Here is a 19,640-nt window from a genome sequence, read left to right as displayed (position 1 = left end):
GGAGATAATCATGAAAAAAATCATTTTCGTTGCATTAATAACCTTAATGGCGGCTGCATTGCTATCAAGCTGCCAAGAGAAATCTGATGACATACCGAAAAGAAAAACAGCTGCCGCAAGCACCGTTAAGCCAGAAGAGTCGCAGAAGAACAAAGAAGAGAAGGAAGACAGTACGATACTTGCTACCAACTCAACGAGCGTTTTTAATCATGAAACGATGAAAACAGCAAGCGATGGATGGGCGAGTACGGAGAGTAAACTTTTTTCGATCAACGATAACTTAGCTGTAGATGTTACACCGGAAACCAAAAATGAATCCGGGTCTCTCCTTAACTATTATGCTCTCGATGAAAACCACATTTGGCTGCAGGATGAAAAAACATTATTTCATTCTGACAACAAAGGGGAAGATTGGAAAAATTATAGCCTCCCGGGAGAAATGCCGAGGGTTGAACAGATCCAGCTTTCATTCGTCACCCCGCAAATCGGCTGGCTGCTTGTACATAGAGGAGCCGCTGCCGGACATACTCCCTTCGATGTTTATTATACAAATACAGGGGGAGAGAAATGGGTGCTAGACAACAACACAACCGAGCGGACTAAATTATCGCTGCCTGACACCATTGATCCGAATTCCCTGCTTTTTATCGATGAACATACTGGATTTCTTACTGGGGAAGGGAACACAGATAATGAATCGGTTTTTTATAGAACCAATGACAAAGGGAAAACATGGGCTGTGCCTAGAATCAACATTCCAGAAGGTCAAATCATCTCTGTTGGCAAACCTCAATTCATCAATACTCAAACTGGATTTGTCGCCATTACAAGCGTTTCAGGTGAAAAAACATCCTCGATTCTCTTTCAATCCAACGATAAAGGAGCAAGTTGGAACAGCCTGATAAAATTAAACGATGAAATTAATGCGGTGTTCTTTTTAAATTCAAAACTAGGATTTCTTGCCTTCACTATAAATGGAAAGCAAACCCTTCAAAAAACAACTGATGGCGGCCGAACGTGGAGTGTTGTGAACGAAGACATGAAGAGTCCGCTCATTTCTTTTCATTTTGTCAATGAACAAGAAGGATTCGGAATCATGGATAAGGATGGGTACCATGCTGTAACTACAAAAAACGGCGGACACGATTGGGAAGATTTTAAGGTGGATCCGGAAAGTTGATGAGTGGCCGAAGTGAACCTAGGTTCCTTTGGCCATTTTTATATGTGGTTTTATTTATTAATAATTTGAAACTTCCTTAATTATTTTTCGTTGTATTAACAGAAGGGGGGAGAGAACGACTATGAGTTTAGTGGACAAGGAAACTTCGGAGAGTGATTCACTGCCCAATACTAAAGAGGCCCTGGTTGAAGCATTAATCCATCAATATCAAACCCATGTTTTATGGTTTATTTATACATATGTAAAGAACAAACAAACTGCTGAAGATTTGACTCAGGAAACGTTCATTTCTTGTTATAGAAACATAGGTAATTTCGGTGGGGATTCCTCAAAACTTAAGAGTTGGCTGCTTCGCATTGCCGCTAATAAAAGCAAAGACTATCTTAGGAAGAACAAGTTAAAGAATTTGTTATCGCTCCATTCGGTGGAAGAAATTTATTCAAATGAACGGACAACAGAGGAATTATTTTTTGATGATATAAGAAATAACCAAATTGTTGAACATGTACTTAAACTACCGACTAAGTACAGGGAGGTTATTTTCTTATTCCATGTCAAAGAATTCTCTCTACAGGAAATCCGCGAAATCTTGAATCAAAATCTCAACACTATAAAAACAAGACTCACAAGAGGGAGAAAAATCTTGAAACACAAACTAAAAGAGGAGGGCATCATGGATGTGTGAAAGAGATCCAGAAATAAAAGAAGCCTTTGAACGTTCATTTAAATCTTTTCGCTTGGATGCTGATCAACAACGCAGCATTCTACAGAAACTTCAACAACCTGACGTCATCCCCAAAAAACGCATCAACTTTCAATCAGGGGTTCATATTCTCTTAAGTGCATGTGCATTGATCGCTTTCGGGACTGGCGTTTATTGGACAGCACAAAAGGCTGATGCACCATCGATTAAATCAGCTCATGGCCACAAAGTTGTAACTACTCAAAAAGTCTATGATAAATCCATTTGGGAAACGGCTCATGTAAGTAAAGAAGCAATCGTATATAAGATGATTAATACAGTAGATAATTTTACTCTCGCCAAAGGTACATTCCAAATACACGATGCAGTAAACGGAAGAGATCCGGAAATCACGTTTAAAGTGAATCTTTCTCAGAATAAAGCCTATGCCTACATAGACTACTTAGATAATGGAACGAGAATGATTTCTTTCAATACGGATGCCAATCACTACAAGCTTTCTCCGAATGGGAAGGTATTAGAAAAAGCACTTACCGGTGCAAAGGAAACGTTTACTCCAGACCAGAAAAAGCTTTCTTCAAGAATTGAGGGACAAGGGAAATATAGATTAGTCAAATTCCGTAATGATATGCCTGATTTTTCTAGGGCGGATGAATCCTTACTCAATGAAAACTTCGTATATAACTACTTAGCAGATATGGACAACTGGAGTATTACCAATGGAAGTAAGGAATACTTTGATAGAATATGCATGGTTTTAAAAGGAAGCATGATCAATTCCAAACAATCAAACGTCCCCAATCATTTTGAGTTATGGGTGGACAAGGAAACGGGAATCATCCTCAAACTGCTTGAATTTGATTCCAACAATCATATTCAATATTCCATTACTTATCGTAATGTACAAATCAATGAACCGATTAAGCTGAATGAGGTTCCAAAAGAAATCATTCCTTAATTGAATTGCGCTCAATTAACAAAGAAAAATTCATTGAATAGATTGAAGTTCTTTCATAAAGCGAGTAACATTTTAGAATAAAGGATGTCTTCATGAAACGAGGTGCCATCATTCCGATGATCCATTCATTTAAGATTACGATTGTTGTTTTAATCGCGATCTGTGTAGTTTATGCACTGTTTTTGGTCCTAGCTTATTTCCGAGGACAAAAAAGGTTGAAAAGGATGAACAACGAAAACAATATGTCACGTGGCGGAAGTCATTCAGAACACGTGGAGAAACAAAACAAATAGCACCAGTTGGAGTATGGACCCTCAAAAGTTCGTACTCTTTTTTGATTATATATAAATAGCCTTAATTTAAAAGGCTTAACCACATCATACGGAAACACTGAATTGGATTGATTGACAAAAATTACATACTTTTATGGTTTTTTCAAAAGATATTTCATATAGGATGCGAAAGAAAGGAAAATGACCTTGAAGGAGCAAGTATTATCTTCCCCTCACTTAATTCTAATCTTGACCGCAATCATCGGCGGCACCGCAGCGCGATTGTTGGTGCTTCGCGAAGACTTCCGCCAGTATCCAACGTATCCAAATGGATATCTGAGCCATGCCGTGATTGGATTTGTGGCGGCAACGCTCGGGGCGGTGTTTGTCCCTGCATTGATGACGAACAACCTCACCAGCGTGACCTTTTTGACGCTGGCCCTCACCCAGTTTCAAGGAGTGAGGAAGCTGGAGCAGACAAGCCTGCAATTGATGGAGGAAACGGAATATACGAAGCGGGGGAATGCCTATATTGACGGGATTTCCAAAACGTTCGAGGCCAGGAATTATATTGCTCTGTTGGTCGCTTTGATCATCGGAGTCATTATGGAGGCGCTTGAGGGTAGTCAGGAACCGCTTCGAATCACAGTAGGGATTGCTGGTGGTGTGGTTGTCTTTTACTTTTTGAAACACTTTTCAAAGGGAAAGGTGATATCCTCGATCGCGAGTGTGGCGGCTGGTGAAATTTCGATTAAAAACAACGAGCTATTTGTGGATGATATATTTGTTTCGAACCGAATCGGGATTAAACGCGGACAGGAGATGCTGCTGGAAGAAGGGCTTGCCGTCGTGGTCACCCCTCATTCCGACCATTACCGGATTGCGCTTGATAACTATGGCCAGCGCCAGGCGATCTTATTTGAAATCACCCGATCCCTTGGCATTAAGCGATATCACTTCACACGGAAGGATTATGTCGATGGACGGATCGTATTCGTCGTCGTGCCGATCATCCAGAACATCAAGCGGATGATCACCTCTGTGGAGAATACCCCACTGCTAGAAAGTACACAAAAGAAACATAAATTCATCAAAGAGTGGGCGGATGACAATGAATGATATGAAAATCTATGCTTTTATCGGACTGCCTCATCATACGGAAGACGTCATCTATCCAGGGGATTCCGTTCTCCTCCGGGCAAAAGACGAAGAGCAGCAGCAGGCGCTGATGCGCGAAGTGGCGCTTGCCATACGAGGGGATGTCATCAATCTGAGCAACGGGTTGATCATGATTGTGACAAATAGCCGGTGAGCTGTCTACTATTCTATACTTGAACGATGTTTTTGTTTAAATCTGTAAATGCCATCCGCAACAAACCCGGCGATAAATCCGATGAAGATCGGATTCAGTGAACCGCCTGCTTCAAACTTAACATCTTCTGATGGATTTGCTTTATAGAACGTCCACATCAGGGATGGGATATGAAAAAGGCTGCCAATTCCATAAAGCAAAATGATTGTTCCAATTGCTGTTGAAAATGGTATCCAGAAAGATTTCTTATTCATATCAAGGCCTCCTTTATTGTTCGGTATTCGTTTTGCCTCACACGTAGGCTAAATGTTTATACGATTAAGGAACAGCAAAAGATTCTATAATTTAACGGTTCATATCATGATAGTTTTTTTGCGTAAATTGGAATAATCGCGCGCAAATCCAACTTTGCGCGCGTCATCCAACCCTATACCAATTTGTACATCAAAATATCATCCACATACACATCATCATCGAATTTGAATTCCTTTATCTTACGCCCTTCTTCGATGAATCCCATCTTTTTGTAGAGTGCGATTGCCCGCTCGTTGGTTGAGAACACACCCAAGCTTACTTTCTCAATGACAGGATTCTTTTCTGCCCAGTCCATTAACGCACTTAACAGCAATTTTCCGATTCCACGCCCGCGATATTTTTCACCGATCATCATTCCAAAGGTGCCCGTATGAGCGAGTCGTTTTCGATTTTGGGTTGCTGTAAATACAATCCAGCCCACTACTTCTCCGTCTATTTCCGCGACAAAGAATGTTTCATTTTTGTTCTCCATTATATTTTGTACCCATTCCCTTTGCTCTGCAGGTGTTTTATTGAATTCTTCCCGAAGCGCAATTAAATATTTTTCTTCTGAAACTACAGATCGCTGCAGCTCTAAAAGGGCATCTGAATCTTCTATTTTTCCAGTCCGGATTATACAATTTTCCAAGTCAACTCACTCCTATTCAACTGTTCTTTATATTCGGTACCTTTTTGTTAATCTCCTTTTTTACCAAGAACAATCGTTTCCAACGTAAAAAGCATTGAGTATAGTTGTAAAATTTGGAATAATTGATGTGGTGCTTGAAAAAATGATACAGGAGGCTTATGGTTTGGAACGTTATATTATTCATGACGGTGGAATGGACATACGTATAACAGAATGGGGAAGTAAAAATCATCCGGTCATTTTTTGTTTGCATGGATTGGGTAGCACCAGTCTTAGTTTTATTGAGGTTGCAGAAAAAGTGAAGAATCAGTTTCGAGTCATTTCGATCGATGCTCCTGGTCATGGGAAATCGTCTCCATTTGATGATCCTCGAAAATACGAAATGCCTGCTATGGCAGCATGGCTGAATCAAATAATAAATATCCTTGAAATAGATCGATTTTATTTTTTATCCCATTCATGGGGAAGTTTTGTTGCATTGTTTTATCTGCTTCACAATCCAGCGAAAGTAAAGGGATCTATCTTGATTGATGGCGGGTATCAGACGAAACGGCTGAAGGAAGAATCGTTAGAAGATGAAGTCGCTTTTTACTTAGAAGATTATGAAGACTTTGTCGATACATGGGAAGAATTTTTGGAGTTAGATGTATACGGAGATTTGAGAAGATCAGCGCTGTTGGATGTTGCGGCAAAAGATCTTGCATTAGAAAAAGGCGGGAAATTTTATTGGCATACAAGAGGCAAAACGGCAGGCCATATTGTCAGAGCCATGCATAAACACGAAACCATGGATATCTATGAGAAACTACCGAGTAATCTCGTCTTGCTCAGAGCTACGATGCCTATAGAGAGGCAGGAATATCGGGATTTAACTTCGACTATATTTGAAGAAAAAACAGGAGCAGAGGTAAAGTTAATCTCCAATGCAACTCACATGCTGCATTGGGATTTTCCTGAAATCGTGGCGGAGGAAATACGGGAGAAATGGACGAATCAAACAAGAAAGAATTAAGGAGAGGATGAATTTTAAAAAATGTTTTTTGTTCAAATGTCCGGTTTTCCTGGTTCAGGTAAATCTACATTGGCTAAACAAATTGCTCAAATGACAAATGCAGTGATCATTGATCATGATATAGTGAAATCTGCTCGATTATCAGTTAAGCCTTGGTAATAAGGTCATTATGGATAGTCCATGTTTATATGAAGAAATGATAGAAAGAGGACTGACACTAGCAGAAAAATATCAAGTGAAGTATAAATATGTGGAATGCTGTCTTAAAGATATGGAAGAAATTAATTTCAGATTGAGCAATCGCAACAGAATGCTCAGCCAAATTGAAAGGGTTGTTTCTGAAGAAGATTTTATACATACGATCGAAAGCAGCAAGAAGCCCCTAGGTTACAGATGTTTCACTGTGGACACAAGGCAGCCATTAGAGAATTATATTCAGGATGTTATGGAGTACATAAATGAATGACTAAACTTTTTGGAGGTCGATTTCATGCAATACGAAGCGAAAAATCCGCAGGAATATCTTGAGCAGCTTGAAGATGACTGGCGCAAAGAAAAGCTGATGACCATCAGGCAATATATATTAGATCATGCACCAGACCTTGAGGAAGGCATTGAATATAAAATGCTTTCTTACAGCAAGGATTCCTCTTCGTTCTTTCATTTAAATGCGCAGAAAGGCTATGTCAGCCTATACGTTGGCTCGATCGATAAAATAGTGGACGCAGAGGAACTCCTGGAGGGATTCAATCGTGGAAAAGGCTGCATCCGCGTGAAAAAGTCGGTGATTCTTAAGGAAACCGGCCTCGAAACATTTGTGAAAAGGGCAATCGAAGCAAAATTGGCTGGCAAGGATATTTCGTGTTAGTGAATTAATTTCATTGCTGCTTTTTAAAGAATAGTTATTTTTAATAGTTTATTTATCCGCAATTTGGTATTGGTTTGAGTGGAAGGTGGGAGACTCCAGAGAGCTCACCGCCCGCCCTTCGGAAAGGGAGGATCCTGCAGCGGCAATCAACTTTGTACATCCTTAAATGAGTATCAACAAACTTTACGAAAAGAGCCAGTTAAAAATATTAGGAGGGGCAACATGAATCAACGGGAGTTTCACGTCAACGGTATGAAATATACGATCAGACATGCCATCAAGAAAGATGCAGAGGAACTGTCTCAAATCAGGCTGCAGATCGATGGCGAAACGGAAGACCTTGATCGGGAAAGAGGGGAAGCCAACATCGATACAGTCGGATTTGAAGAACTAATTCAAGCGGATATGGATAATGAGAAAAACCTTTTTCTTGTCGCCGAATCGGGAGGCAGTCTTGTCGGTTTTTCACGCTGTGAAGGAAGTGGCTTGAAGCGATTTGCTCACAAAGTGGAATTTGGCGTCGGGGTACTGAAGGACTATTGGGGCTATCAGATCGGAACAAATCTATTAAAGGAATCCATTGACTGGGCGCAAACCGCAGGGCTGAAAAAAATGACCTTGAATGTTCTGGAAACCAATGAGAAAGCCATCCATCTTTATGAAAAACTGGGCTTTACCGTCGAAGGAGTTTTAAAAAAAGACAAACGCCTGTCTGATGGCCGATATTACAATACGGTGATCATGGGCCGATGGAGTGGCTGAGTTGAAGATGATTCACCAGCGAAAAGAAACCTCTTATGAGATGCTCTTAAGAGGTTATCTATTAATCGGTTTATAATCTTTTGATGTAGCGATATCATCTTCTATAAGTATATAAGGATGCGTTTCCAATAATGTCTTTTTGAGAGATTCAGGCATTTGTTCTTTTTGGTACGCACAAATTAACGGAAAAGACAGCTCATTTACAGCATTGTCCACTATTTTCTCAAAATCCTCAATGATATTCAGCGGCCCATCCATCGTGGCCCATTCCACATGTGCCCAGGAACGAAATGAGATTTTATTTTCTATGTAAGGCTGTACTGTTTTTTTGAAGTATTCATAGATCGCAGGAGGATGATAACTGCCGCTTGAATAATAGAAGTCAAAGTTATTGATGCGATGAACATATGCCATTTGCTTTCTCAAAATCCGCTTACTTAGTTCTTTTTCAATCATCGGATAAACATGATCGTTTTCAATCACGATCACGTAATCTCCAGCCCTGATGCCTTCATAAATAAAATTTACAACCTGTTTAATATAATCATCGATATCCTGATAAGCATACAGGACGTGAACACTCCTATGTTCATTAAACAACTTGGTCATATTATTTTTCATCCATTCCCCTCCTTTTCAATATTATATTTTATTGACTGATAATTCTCAAAAGAAAAAATATATTTTTGATAAACTTGTAGAATATGATTCCATTTGGAATAATTGGAATAAAGTGTTTTCGGTATTAAAATAGGCTCATTTCGTAAAGTTCGTTGCTATTAATCAAAAGTTTCATATGGTTGATTTCCGCTGAAGGAAGCTCGCTTTCCGAGGGGCCTCACACGAAGAGAGGTCGTTCGATGTTGGCACACGGATGTGCCGAACTTAATCGAACATCCGCCCAACCTCTCCTCGCTCTGCGCTGCTCCGCTGCGGAGTCTCACCTGGCCCGCTGTTCCCTCCGGAGTCTCGCACCTTCCGCTCCAATCAACATCATATGATGAATTATTTTAAAGAACAATCTTTGAGAAAACAGACTTAAAAAAGAATCGGAGTGAAGAAAAGTGTCAACAGAAATCATACCATCATGGTGGGAAACGAATAGGCTCATCATAGAAGACATGAAGAAGAACGAAATTCAAACCGTTCAGCAGTTATATGAACAAGGGAGCTATATAAACAAGTGGGACGGAAAGAGTGTAGATCATGAGTATGCACACCGTTGTTTCAGTGAGGGGGACTTGCCGCCTGATGGAATCAAAGAGCAATATAAAATTCAGGTGATGTGTCTGAAGGAAACTGATCGCATTGTCGGATTGCTCACCAGCTACCACGGTTATCCAGAGCCTGATACTTTTTATATCAATTATTTATACATAGACAAAGAGCTCCACAAGCAGGGAATTGGACAGGAAGTTGTCAACCGATTGATAGGTTTATTGAAGGAAATGAATTATTGTGAAGTTCGCGCCAATGTAGCGATAAAAAATTGGCCAGCTATCAGGTTTTGGTCAAAACTGGGGCTTAATACGATTAATGGGGTATTTGGGGATCGGCAACATGGAGATGAAAACTTCGCTGATATTGAACTGATAAGACAGTTGTGATGTTTTGATTTTTTATCAGGGCTGTTTTCATGAAAATTTTCGTTGAAATCTTACTGCCTAATTTAACGCGAAGATAGATGTTTGGCAGAATTCCTATTTTAAAGGAGTGGCCATGTTGATAGAGTCCATTTATGATCAAATGAATGAATGGGGAAAAGATGATGATTTTTTTGTTGAATTGGTCAACAAAATAAAGCCTGAATCGATCGCTGACCTAGGATGCGGGACAGGAAGGCTCACTTTGCACTTAGCCGGCCTTGGGTTTGAAATATTGGGGATTGACCCGGATGAGAAAGCCATCGAAACTGCGATTAAAAAGGATCGAAAGCATATGGTCCAATGGGAAATTGGCACTTCTGAAGATTTAACCGAAACCACCTTTGATTTAGTGATGATGACATCGAATGTAGCGCAGGTGTTTTTAAAAGAAGCATGCTGGAATCAAGTATTATCAGATATTTATCATTCATTAAATGGTGGGGGATATCTACTATTCGATGCACGCAATCCCCTTCAGAAACCGTGGGAGAATTGGACAAAATATAAAACCAAAAAACGGATTATCGACCTGAGTGGAAAGCCAATGATGGTGTGGTATGAGTTCCTGGAGATAAACAGCTCTCTCGTTGCCTATCAAACTGTTTATCAAGCCGATAATTCTATCATTGATAGAGAAGAAAATACATTAGCATTTAGGACAAAGGAACAAATCGAATCCGCATTAAAGATTGCCGGTTTTACAGATATCAACGTATATGGTGATTGGGAGTTCAAACAAGCTGCTGAACATGCAAACTCCTTTATCTTTGCCGCGAAAAAATAGCAGAAGGAGATTAACACGATGAAATTTTATGTCGCATCCAGTTTTAGCAATATTGCCAATGTCAGGTGCGTGAGTCAAATGCTGATAGACAATGGCTGGATCCACACTTATGATTGGACAAAGAATGAACGGGCCGTAACGGTGAATGATTTGAAGCAAATCGGTGAAAAAGAAAAAGAGGCAATCAGCGAATCGGATTTGGTCATTGTCATGCTGCCGGCAGGGAAAGGCAGTCATATTGAGTTAGGCATTGCGCTTGGCTTGAATAAAAGGATCATTCTTCATTCTCCCACAAATGAAGTGAACGATTTCGAGAATACGACTACCTTTTACCATTTAACAGAAGTTGAGAAGTTCTACGGAACAGTTGATGAGCTGGTTGAGTTTGTGGTTGGAACGGAACAAAAGATACTGAATTAAGTTGGAGGTGGTGAAGTGGAACGCTGGCAAAGAAAGATGGTACATACTGACCGCGGGGATTTTGAGGTTTTTATGAAAGGCCAAGGGGAGCCAATATGTATTGCACATCACTACTCAGAATTTAATGAAACAGGCGACTACTTTGCGGAAACCTTTACTGGGACACATCAAGTATACCTCGTGAATTTAAGAGAGGCGGGGAATTCGGCAAAAGCTATAGAACCTTTTCAGTTAAGCATGCTGGAAACGATTTTTGATTTAGAGGCGATCCGGGAAGAGTTCGGATTTCAAAAGTGGGGATTTGCAGGTCATTCAACCGGCGGGATGCTTGGGGTTATTTACGGCATCTACTTCTCTGAAAAACTCACATACACTATCATCGTCGGCGCCGCTGCAAGGGAGTATATGACCTTTTCCCCTGAATGCATCTACAATAAAAAACACCCTCAATTCATGATCATGCAAGAATTCAATGAAACGCTTAAGAGTCCAGAATTGCCACCCCTTGAACGAAAAAGAATGGCTGCCGAAAGAATTAAACTTTCACTGCATAAGCCTGAAAGGTATGACGAATTATTTTCTTTAAATATCAATAAAAGAATCTCTGCCCCGAGAATGAATTTCTTCAGTCGTGAATTGCAAATTTTTGATGTAACCAGGAAACTCAGCTTGATCTCAACGCCAACTTTGATCCTTTGCGGAAGGCATGATGTACAATGTCCAGTTGAATATTCAATAGAGATGAATGAATTAATCCCCGGCTCTACATTGAAAATCTTTGATGACAGCAATCATTATCCATTCTTAGAGGAAAGAGGATTATTTAATAAAGTGATGGATGAGTTTTTACAAGAAAAAATTCATAAAATAGCCCAGCACTAAAAAAGGGGGATTCAATGGACATATATGAGAAGTTTAACGAATTAATTGCAAGTGAACGGAATGAAGAAATATTAAATTTATTAATGGAATTTGAATACTCAAAAAAACTGACTATAGAAGAAAAAGCATGGGTGTTTTGGAATGTCTCAGATATTTTGGCAATGATGCGCAAACCGCATCAACAATACAAGAATCACAGTGAGTTTGTTAAATGGGGGAAAAAAGAGCTTCCCTCTGAAAAGCTTCATTGGTTTGCATCGGATGCTACTCAAGCTTTGACATTATCATTAGGCAATTATTTCGAGGAATGGTATGACTGGTATTTATATGCTTGTAAGCACTCCTCAATAACGGAACAAAATCGAGGAGCAAGATTTGAAAGTCACCGAACCGCAATCGCTGCACTTTTGAAAATGAACCGGTTAGATGCATTGGATTTTCCTCTTAATCAGTTATTTGAGTTAATTCAAGAAGATAAATACTGGGAAAACAATATTTTTGCAAGATTATCCTATAATATATTTCTGTTAGAAAAAGCTAAAAAGTTGCAAGAAGAAAAAATGTTAACTAAGACACTAGAAGTAATCAAGTCTTTAATAGATGACGATATCGATGCAATACTCAATGATGAGACTATTAAAGAAGAACAAGATCCTTGTCTGTTGGGAAGTTGGGAACAGTTAAACTCTTCACGCCTCACCAAACGGTCTATGACCATTGCATTAAATAACCTTGGCTGCACTTTGTCCAGGCTGGGGATGTATGCAGAAAGTGTTAAGGCATTCCACCTCGCTTTACAGCATAATTTTAGATTTAACGAATACGGCCTCTCTCTTTACCTACTCTCTATTTGGAGCTGCTGTAAAAATAGTCAAAAGGTAGTCGAGGAATGGAATAGATATGGGACGAAGTTTTTGAGCAGAAAAAACATAATTCGAATCTCGCCTGAATTGCAAAATGTAGAATGGGGAAGCGGAGCATAAATGAAATATAACGCAAAATGCTGTGGACCAAGTGGAGATGACCGTTTTGTTCCTCTCCAAATGCTCCCTTCCTGTTTAGTGCAAATTACCTTATACACGCTTTACGCGCAAAAAATCGGAGAAAAGCGCAAAAATCCCTAGAATCGCGCATAAAATCAAATTTACGCGCAAAAAACGATCACAAACACGCAAAAATCCTGATTTCCGCGCAATCCCCGCGTGCTCACCCAATTTCTATTTGTTTTCCTCCATATAAGCGGTACCCCACTCTTTCATATAGTCAATGATTGGGGATAGCCGCTTCCCTTGTTCCGACAATGAATATTCCACCTTCATTGGAACAGAATCTTCAATTTGCCTCTCAATAATTCCATCACCCTCCAGATCTCTCAGCTGCAAGGTTAGCATCCGTTGAGATATGCCCGGAATGAGCCTTCTCAGTTCATTAAATCGTACAGGCTTTTCGGATAATATCGATATGATGATCCCTTTCCATTTCCCTCCGATGACGTGCAAGGTCATTTCAACAGGACAGGCATTTCTTACCTCCGCACTGCAGGCGCCAAATCCATTTAATCGATTGCCCATTTCATCACCTCATCCATGTAGTTACAAAAATGTGCGTACTTTCGCCAGGTTGAATTTCATACTATATTATCTTTATCATCCCGAATTAATCGAGGAAGGAGTTATCTTATGAATCTTATTCAGCTATCGAACAGCATTTATAAATGTGAGTTTTCCATCACCGTTCCCTTTCATAATAGCATAATCAAAAACGATGCTGTTTCTGTCCCGGTGAACGTTTGGCTCATCAAGCATGATGAAAATGTCTATATCATCGACACGGGAATAGAAAAGTTAGTAGACGAACAAATGAAAGCTGCTGCCATCCTTGGAACTCCAAAAGCTATCTTTCTTACTCATGGACACAGCGATCATATTCAAGGTGCAGCAAAGTGGCTGGAGCATTTTGATATCTCCGTTTATGCACACGAGAAAGAACTCAAATATATAAATGGAGAAGTACCTTACCCAAACAAAAACATCTTAGAAAAAAATGGCGTCGCCAATAGGGTAAAACCATTGAACCAGCAACTATTTGACCAGCTGCCCATCAGCTATCATCTCACTCCGGGACATTCACCGGGGCATGTCGTCTACCATCATGAAGAAGACAACGTGCTATTATCGGGAGATCTCTTTATTACAGCCAAAGACAAACTCCATCCCCCGATCAGAAAATTCAGCGTGAATATGGATGAAAACATTGACAGCGGTGCGATTGTTGAGAAGCTGAAACCCGCAGTCATCAGCTCCTCGCATGGAACAGACCTGAGGTATCAAGAAGAACTATATAAGAACTATGTGTTCACCTATAGAGATTAGAAGAATGAAAAGGGCGATCCCTTTTCATTTTTTTATTGAGTTAACTGGTTGCTTTTGGAATAATTAGGTATAGGGTGGAAAGTGAAATAGTCTCTGAAAAATTAGATGATGAAGGAAAGGTTTTGGACACCACAAAAATCCAAAGATAGGGTGGGATATAGATGAAAATACTATTAGCGCTGCTAGTCCCGGTTCTGACCATCATTTCATGGCTGGCGATCGGCTCATGGTCCCATGCCAGTGAGAAATTAGAAAAGGAAATCGAAAAAAATAAAAGATAAGGCTATTTGATGATAGATGAGGTGAATCATGAAAGAATTCGCAATAGTTTCAGAAACAGAAAGATTGGTCATAAGACCGTTGAAAAGAGAAGATTATGAGAATTGGCTCGCTGGATTCGAAGGTAGGTCTCCTTCCCTTCATCGGCATGATCAAGGGAAAATCGATATGAGTGAATGCACGAAAGAATGGTTTGGCGGATTGGTCGAAAAGCATCAAGAATTAGCGGTTGATGACATCGCCCATGTGTTTGCCGTTTTCCGGAAGGAGGATACTCAACACGTGGGGATGGTTGATTTTTCGACCTTATCCAGGAATGAGTTTCAATGGGGGCGGCTCGGCTATACGATCCACAATCAATTTTGGAACAAAGGATACGGCAAAGAAGCGGTGAAGGAAGCTTTGTCGATTGCCTTTCGTGAATTGAACTTTCATCGCATCGAAGCCCATATCAACCTGGATAATACCCCTTCCATTAAATTAGCTGAAAGTGTCGGAATGGAATTTGAATGCATCCGCAAAGGCTTTATTTATGAGTTTGGTGAATGGACCGATCATTTGATTTATTATTGCAATGCCAAAGATGAATGATAAAACTTGGATCCCTGATGAAGAAGCGTTCCTGCATGAAATAAATTTAGATGGGTATGCACATGATGTGAAGAAAAAATATGGAGGGAGGTTGATTCCTTGAAAACCATACGACAAGCCCGAAAAGAAGATATCAACCAAATCGCCAAAATCGATAGCGGAGTAATCGGAAATGACAGCAGGCGGGAATATATTTTTAACGCGATACATAAAGGACAGTGCCTCGTCGCCAAAGAAGGGGATGCAATCGCTGGTTTTCTACTCTATGATACTAGATTCTTTGATTGTACGTTTATCTCATTGATCATCGTGGCGGAGGATGCCAGGCGAAAAGGCCATGCCAGTGCGTTGATGGATGAGCTGGTAAGCACCGCCCCAACCGAAAAAGTCTTTTCATCTACCAATCAATCGAATGTAGAAATGCAAAAGGTCTTTGCAGCCAATGGATTCGTTCAAAGTGGAATGGTCGAAAACTTGGATGAAGGAGATCCGGAACTGATCTACTTCCGTACGAAGGGGGAAGGCGTTTGACCTATCAACTGATCGATGCCGTTGTCATGGCCTATATGGTTCTGCATATGGCGATAGCGGTTTTTGCATTGATTATTTCGAATGTAAAAGAATTTTCTATTATCACTGATCGGATTAATAAGTATCTCTTTATGGGAGCCAGTGTAGTATACAGCTTCTTGGCACCCCAGTTGTTCAAAGCTGTATGTCATCCATATGATATCAATTATCATAAGATTTCAATCATTGCGCTTTTGGGTTTTGTATTGATCCAAACATTGGTGTACCGATTGCTTAACCGTGTAGAAATTGCTGATTAAAAGATTTAAAGTGTTAGCGATGTTTTCAAAACAGATCGATTTTGGTGCAAATAAATTGGGTCGATTTTAAGATGCGGGTAAAATCAATATATGAAATGGTTGATTGAAATCCTTTCGGAGACAGGAGAGACATAAACTTCATGGAGATAAAACTAGACGACTTAACAGGCCCTGAAATTGCAGCATTAATCGGAGAACACCTGCATAGCATGACCCTTCATTCACCGCCGGAAAGCATCCATGCACTGGATCTAACCAAATTGCAGCAGCCTAATATCACATTCTGGACTGCTTGGGAAGAAGGGGAGCTGCTTGGCTGTGGGGCAATAAAAGAGTTGGATGCGGAACATGGTGAAATTAAATCGATGAAAACTGCTTCAAATCATGTGAGAAAAGGCGTCGCCAAGCGTCTGCTAAAGCACATCATGGCAGAAGCAAAGCTGCGGGGATACAAACGGCTGAGTCTGGAAACAGGTTCGATGGAGGCTTTTGAGCCCGCGAAAAAACTATATGCCAGCATGGGGTTCGAATACTGCGGGCCGTTTGCGGATTATATGGAGGACCCGTATAGTGTGTTTATGATGAAGGAACTTTGATATAGGAAACTAAAAACCGCTTGTACTGGCAAGCGGTTTTTAGTTTGAAATTTTAAAATGGGTTCGTGGCCCACTGGAGGGACTGTTTGATAAAGATGCGCGGATGAAGTTTCAGCTGGGAAACCATGTGTTCCGCCAAATCCTCCGGCTGCATATATTTCTCTGTATCGACTTGATCCAATTCATCCCCAAAAACGAGTTCGGTAGCGACAAGACTTGGATTCAATGTCATCACGCGGATGTTATGTTGGCGAACTTCCTGCATCAAGGCTTCCGTCATGCCCTGGACAGCAAATTTAGAACCGCAGTATGCAGTGGAATTCGCCGTACCCTTCAGCCCACTGCTGGATGAAATATTGATGATATCCCCACGGTTTTTCTTGATCAACTGCGGCAGGACTGCCCGTGTCACATAGTACGTCCCGAACACATTCACTTCGAATGTCCGCTTCCAATCTTCTGGATCGATTTCCAAAAATGGTCCGTACGTACCGATGCCAGCGTTGTTAATGAGAATATCCGCCCCACCCAAATCATCATCCAACTTCGAAATGGCGGCATTCACTTGTTCCATATCTGAGATGTCCGCTGCAGCAACACTCGCTTTGACCCCATGCGACATCACTTCCTCAGCCACCCTTTCCAAACTGCTCTCCGTCCGGGCGATCAATCCGACATGCACCCCTTCACGCGCAAGCTCCAATGCTACCGCTTTTCCGATGCCGCGGCCAGCGCCGGTGATATAAGCTGTTTTGCCTTTAATCGATTGTGCCAAATGAATCATCCTTTCTATTTGGAAAACCTACCGTAAGTGTAAGGTTTAGGAGAGTCAGGAAGCAAATGATTTGCCAGGGCAATAATGCAATTTCACAGACAACATCCTAAATTTAGTTCAATTGTATGTGAAAAAATGTTCCTTAATAAAAAATAATTCATCCTATGTTGTTGATTAGAGCGGAAGGTGCGAGACTCCGAAGGAATCAGCGGGAATTAATATTTGAATTTTTTTACTATTTCACATAAAATAAAGAAGATTAAAAATTTTTAGATATAAAAAATATTTTTTTGATATTTAAGTGTGGGGTGATGTTTTGCTGTCGATTGATTCCTCTGAAGTACATACTCTATTAACCATGCAATCTTGCATTGAAGCAATGAGAAAAGCACTGGCCGAACTAGCGAGTGGAAAAGCAGTGCAGGAGCTGAGATCCGTAGTTCCGATAGAAGAGGGAAAATTGCTTGGACAGATGCCTGGCTTCTTAAAACATAGCGAGATCCTTGGGACAAAAGTGATTACAATTTTTCAAAACAATCACGAGAAAGGACTTCCCTCCCATCAAGGTGTAGTGCTGCTCTTCGATTCGAAAGATGGGAGCTTGAAGGCAGCTGTGGATGGGAATGCCATTACGGCCATTCGAACCGCTGCTGTGAGTGCAGTCGCCACGGACCTGTTGGCAAGGAAAAACGCACAAACATTATGTGTGCTTGGTTCAGGCGAACAGGCAAGGAGCCATATTGAAGCGATGGTATTAGTTCGGCAGATCAAATTAATTAAAGTATGGAGCAGACGAAGAGAAAAAGCTGAACGTTTAAAAGCTGAGATGGAGAAGGCGTTCAATATTTCCATACAAGTTTGCGATACAGCTGAAGAAGCAGCTGCGGACGCTGAAATCATTTGCACGGTTACAGCTTCCAAAGAACCTGTGCTGCTGGGTGAATGGGTGGCAAAAGGTGTCCATGTGAATGCGGTCGGGGCTTGTAAAGCAAGTGACCGTGAGCTGGATTCCGAACTTGTAAAGCAATCGGAGTTCTTTGTAGATCGCAGGGAATCCGCCGTTCATGAGTCAGGTGATTATTTGATTCCATTAATGGAGGGGGTCATTGATGAATCCCACATCGCGGGTGAAATCGGTGATCTGCTCGTCGGGAAATTGCGCGGGAGATCTTCTGAAGAATTGATCACGGTATTTGAATCGTTGGGGCTGGCGATTGAAGATTTGGCAGCTGCCAATTTCGTTTATGAAGAAGCTGTTAAACGAGATTTGAACAGGGGTGGAGAGAATGATCAACAAAACGGTAGGATTATATGATTTTCAGTTAACGGAGCAAGAAGAAGAGCGTGCGCAGCGGCTTCATGATGACAGCATCATTATCGACCTTTTATTTCAAGGGCCGCTTTCACCTGCAGCCATCCCGGTAGACATATCAGAAAGGGTCCGTGAATGGTGTGAGCCATATCGAGACGAACCCATGACATACAGTCGGATGCCGAGCAAGTTCATATTAAGGATGTCAGCAAGGGGAGAAATTCCACAGTTCAAGGAAGAATGGTTCCAATCGGGGATTACGGCCGCCAATCGGCAGTTGAGCTTGGTGAGTCAGGAAAGCATCATTTCCAGTATGGCTGAAGTCCAGCAGCAATTCGATTCCTTTGAATGGCTCGTGAAAGCAGTGCGTGTCGATGACATTAAGGAAGCAAAGCAAAAGAATTTAAAAGCAGGAATCGTCACTTCGCAGGAAACGAATGGACTCGGGACAAATCTTGAAATGCTTGAATCGCTTTATGATTTTGGTCTGCGCATCCTTCAATTGACGTACAATACCCAAAACTATATTGGTGCTGGATGTGCGGAACAATCGAACGCCGGCCTCACCAACTTTGGGGTTCGATTTGTGGATAAGCTTAACGAACTTGGCATTGTCGTGGATACGGGGCATTGTGGAAAGCAGACCACCTTGGATGCATGCCGCCATTCTAAGGCTCCCGTCATCGCTTCTCATACGGGGGCGGAAGCGATATTCGAGCATATGCGATGTAAAAGCGATGAAGAGATAAAGGCCATCGCAGCCACTGGCGGAGTCATCGGTGTCTTTGCGATGCCATGGTTCATCCATGATGATCCGAATCAGTCGACGATCAATCATGTGATCGATCATATCGACCACATTGTAAATTTGGTGGGTATTAATCACGTTGGGATCGGGACGGATTGGCCGATGAGTGATGTCGAGTGGTCCTTGGTTTATTTCAAGGAGCATGTAGCACCGAAATTAGGGTTTGCGAAAGGGAATGGACCTTCGACCGAAACGATCATCGGGCTTGAAAGATACAGCTATTTTATCAACTTTACGAGAGGTTTGGTGAAGCGGGGATATACCGATGAAGAAATCGGGAAAATCCTTGGTGGAAACTGGCTGCGGGTATTTGCGGAAGTTTGGAAATAGAGGGG

Annotated in this window: 25 protein-coding genes and 1 pseudogene; 21 read left to right on the top strand and 5 right to left on the bottom strand. The window is 41.1% G+C overall.

What is annotated here, in order from left to right:
- Positions 1-10 precede the first annotated feature (10 nt).
- The 5 genes from D9X91_RS19415 (at position 11) to D9X91_RS19390 (ending at position 4,425) form a co-directional block, all read left to right on the top strand.
- Positions 11-1,180, top strand: coding sequence for a WD40/YVTN/BNR-like repeat-containing protein (locus D9X91_RS19415; RefSeq protein WP_121682308.1), 1,170 nt, complete (start codon positions 11-13; stop codon positions 1,178-1,180).
- A 121-nt stretch (positions 1,181-1,301) separates the two neighbouring features.
- The gene (locus tag D9X91_RS19410) at positions 1,302-1,865 is read left to right on the top strand and encodes a sigma-70 family RNA polymerase sigma factor (protein WP_121682307.1); all 564 of its coding nucleotides are present in this window, start codon (positions 1,302-1,304) and stop codon (positions 1,863-1,865) included.
- Complete coding sequence (locus tag D9X91_RS19405) at positions 1,858-2,841, top strand: hypothetical protein (RefSeq protein ID WP_121682306.1); 984 nt, start codon at positions 1,858-1,860, stop codon at positions 2,839-2,841. Before D9X91_RS19410 ends, D9X91_RS19405 begins: the two co-directional genes overlap by 8 nt.
- 473 nt (positions 2,842-3,314) lie before the next feature.
- Positions 3,315-4,232, top strand: coding sequence for a YIEGIA domain-containing protein (locus D9X91_RS19395; RefSeq protein WP_233569862.1), 918 nt, complete (start codon positions 3,315-3,317; stop codon positions 4,230-4,232).
- Positions 4,225-4,425 carry a capping complex subunit for YIEGIA gene (locus tag D9X91_RS19390; RefSeq protein WP_148709093.1) on the top strand — a complete coding sequence of 67 codons (201 nt, stop codon included), beginning with the start codon at positions 4,225-4,227 and terminating at the stop codon, positions 4,423-4,425. The genes D9X91_RS19395 and D9X91_RS19390 overlap by 8 nt, the downstream gene beginning before the upstream one ends.
- An 8-nt stretch (positions 4,426-4,433) precedes the next feature.
- Here the strand turns inward: D9X91_RS19390 and D9X91_RS19385 are convergent, their stop codons facing one another.
- A complete protein-coding gene (locus D9X91_RS19385) occupies positions 4,434-4,679 on the bottom strand; it encodes a hypothetical protein (RefSeq protein ID WP_121682303.1) in 246 nt (81 codons plus the stop codon).
- A gap of 173 nt (positions 4,680-4,852) precedes the next feature.
- Positions 4,853-5,368 (bottom strand): GNAT family N-acetyltransferase, encoded by a 516-nt coding sequence (locus tag D9X91_RS19380; RefSeq protein ID WP_233569861.1) that lies wholly within the window; start codon positions 5,366-5,368, stop codon positions 4,853-4,855.
- A gap of 163 nt (positions 5,369-5,531) precedes the next feature.
- Between D9X91_RS19380 and D9X91_RS19375 the strand changes: the two genes are divergently transcribed.
- From D9X91_RS19375 to D9X91_RS19360, 4 genes and pseudogenes are all read left to right on the top strand, one after another.
- Positions 5,532-6,380, top strand: coding sequence for an alpha/beta fold hydrolase (locus D9X91_RS19375; protein WP_121682302.1), 849 nt, complete (start codon positions 5,532-5,534; stop codon positions 6,378-6,380).
- 21 nt (positions 6,381-6,401) lie between these two features.
- Positions 6,402-6,846: pseudogene (locus D9X91_RS19370) on the top strand (AAA family ATPase).
- A 24-nt stretch (positions 6,847-6,870) separates the two neighbouring features.
- Positions 6,871-7,248: an iron chaperone gene (locus tag D9X91_RS19365; RefSeq protein ID WP_121682301.1), complete on the top strand. Its 378-nt coding sequence runs from the start codon at positions 6,871-6,873 to the stop codon at positions 7,246-7,248.
- Positions 7,249-7,470: 222 nt separating this feature from the next.
- Positions 7,471-8,010: a GNAT family N-acetyltransferase gene (locus D9X91_RS19360; protein WP_121682300.1), complete on the top strand. Its 540-nt coding sequence runs from the start codon at positions 7,471-7,473 to the stop codon at positions 8,008-8,010.
- 54 nt (positions 8,011-8,064) lie between these two features.
- Here D9X91_RS19360 and D9X91_RS19355 read toward each other — a convergent pair whose 3' ends face one another.
- Positions 8,065-8,631, bottom strand: coding sequence for an MEDS domain-containing protein (locus tag D9X91_RS19355; protein ID WP_121682299.1), 567 nt, complete (start codon positions 8,629-8,631; stop codon positions 8,065-8,067).
- 443 nt (positions 8,632-9,074) lie between these two features.
- Between D9X91_RS19355 and D9X91_RS19350 the strand changes: the two genes are divergently transcribed.
- The 5 genes from D9X91_RS19350 (at position 9,075) to D9X91_RS19330 (ending at position 12,725) form a co-directional block, all read left to right on the top strand.
- Positions 9,075-9,617 carry a GNAT family N-acetyltransferase gene (locus D9X91_RS19350; protein WP_121682298.1) on the top strand — a complete coding sequence of 181 codons (543 nt, stop codon included), beginning with the start codon at positions 9,075-9,077 and terminating at the stop codon, positions 9,615-9,617.
- Positions 9,618-9,732: 115 nt separating this feature from the next.
- On the top strand, positions 9,733-10,440 hold the full coding sequence (locus D9X91_RS19345) for a class I SAM-dependent methyltransferase (RefSeq protein WP_158598374.1): 708 nt from the start codon (positions 9,733-9,735) through the stop codon (positions 10,438-10,440).
- A gap of 18 nt (positions 10,441-10,458) precedes the next feature.
- Positions 10,459-10,860, top strand: a complete 402-nt coding sequence (locus tag D9X91_RS19340) for a group-specific protein (protein ID WP_121682296.1) — start codon at positions 10,459-10,461, stop codon at positions 10,858-10,860.
- A gap of 15 nt (positions 10,861-10,875) precedes the next feature.
- A complete protein-coding gene (locus tag D9X91_RS19335; RefSeq protein WP_233569860.1) occupies positions 10,876-11,742 on the top strand; it encodes an alpha/beta fold hydrolase in 867 nt (288 codons plus the stop codon).
- 14 nt (positions 11,743-11,756) lie between these two features.
- Positions 11,757-12,725: a hypothetical protein gene (locus D9X91_RS19330; RefSeq protein ID WP_121682295.1), complete on the top strand. Its 969-nt coding sequence runs from the start codon at positions 11,757-11,759 to the stop codon at positions 12,723-12,725.
- Positions 12,726-12,959: 234 nt separating this feature from the next.
- On the opposite strand, the gene D9X91_RS19325 is transcribed toward D9X91_RS19330, so the two are convergent.
- Positions 12,960-13,313 (bottom strand): winged helix-turn-helix transcriptional regulator, encoded by a 354-nt coding sequence (locus tag D9X91_RS19325; RefSeq protein ID WP_121682294.1) that lies wholly within the window; start codon positions 13,311-13,313, stop codon positions 12,960-12,962.
- Positions 13,314-13,421: 108 nt separating this feature from the next.
- On the opposite strand from D9X91_RS19325, the gene D9X91_RS19320 reads away from it, so the two are divergent.
- The 5 genes from D9X91_RS19320 to D9X91_RS19300 all read left to right on the top strand — a co-directional run bounded on the left by D9X91_RS19320 (position 13,422) and on the right by D9X91_RS19300 (position 16,410).
- Entirely contained in the window at positions 13,422-14,114 is a 693-nt protein-coding gene (locus tag D9X91_RS19320; protein ID WP_121682293.1) for an MBL fold metallo-hydrolase, read from the top strand.
- 309 nt (positions 14,115-14,423) lie between these two features.
- A complete protein-coding gene (locus D9X91_RS19315) occupies positions 14,424-14,984 on the top strand; it encodes a GNAT family N-acetyltransferase (protein WP_121682292.1) in 561 nt (186 codons plus the stop codon).
- Between the two features lie 99 nt (positions 14,985-15,083).
- Positions 15,084-15,515, top strand: coding sequence for a GNAT family N-acetyltransferase (locus D9X91_RS19310; RefSeq protein WP_121682291.1), 432 nt, complete (start codon positions 15,084-15,086; stop codon positions 15,513-15,515).
- Positions 15,512-15,814: a hypothetical protein gene (locus D9X91_RS19305; RefSeq protein ID WP_121682290.1), complete on the top strand. Its 303-nt coding sequence runs from the start codon at positions 15,512-15,514 to the stop codon at positions 15,812-15,814. The genes D9X91_RS19310 and D9X91_RS19305 overlap by 4 nt, the downstream gene beginning before the upstream one ends.
- Positions 15,815-15,954: 140 nt before the next feature.
- Positions 15,955-16,410 (top strand): GNAT family N-acetyltransferase, encoded by a 456-nt coding sequence (locus tag D9X91_RS19300; RefSeq protein WP_121682289.1) that lies wholly within the window; start codon positions 15,955-15,957, stop codon positions 16,408-16,410.
- Between the two features lie 52 nt (positions 16,411-16,462).
- Here D9X91_RS19300 and D9X91_RS19295 read toward each other — a convergent pair whose 3' ends face one another.
- On the bottom strand, positions 16,463-17,185 hold the full coding sequence (locus D9X91_RS19295; protein WP_121682288.1) for a 3-ketoacyl-ACP reductase: 723 nt from the start codon (positions 17,183-17,185) through the stop codon (positions 16,463-16,465).
- Between the two features lie 316 nt (positions 17,186-17,501).
- On the opposite strand from D9X91_RS19295, the gene D9X91_RS19290 reads away from it, so the two are divergent.
- Entirely contained in the window at positions 17,502-18,500 is a 999-nt protein-coding gene (locus tag D9X91_RS19290; RefSeq protein ID WP_121682287.1) for an ornithine cyclodeaminase family protein, read from the top strand.
- Entirely contained in the window at positions 18,472-19,635 is a 1,164-nt protein-coding gene (locus D9X91_RS19285) for a dipeptidase (protein WP_121682286.1), read from the top strand. The genes D9X91_RS19290 and D9X91_RS19285 overlap by 29 nt, the downstream gene beginning before the upstream one ends.
- Positions 19,636-19,640 lie beyond the last annotated feature (5 nt).

The organism is Falsibacillus albus (genome assembly GCF_003668575.1).
GTDB lineage: Bacteria > Bacillota > Bacilli > Bacillales > DSM-25281 > Falsibacillus > Falsibacillus albus.
Note: the sequence above shows the minus strand (reverse complement) of the source record. Positions and strands in the feature narration are given on the sequence as shown.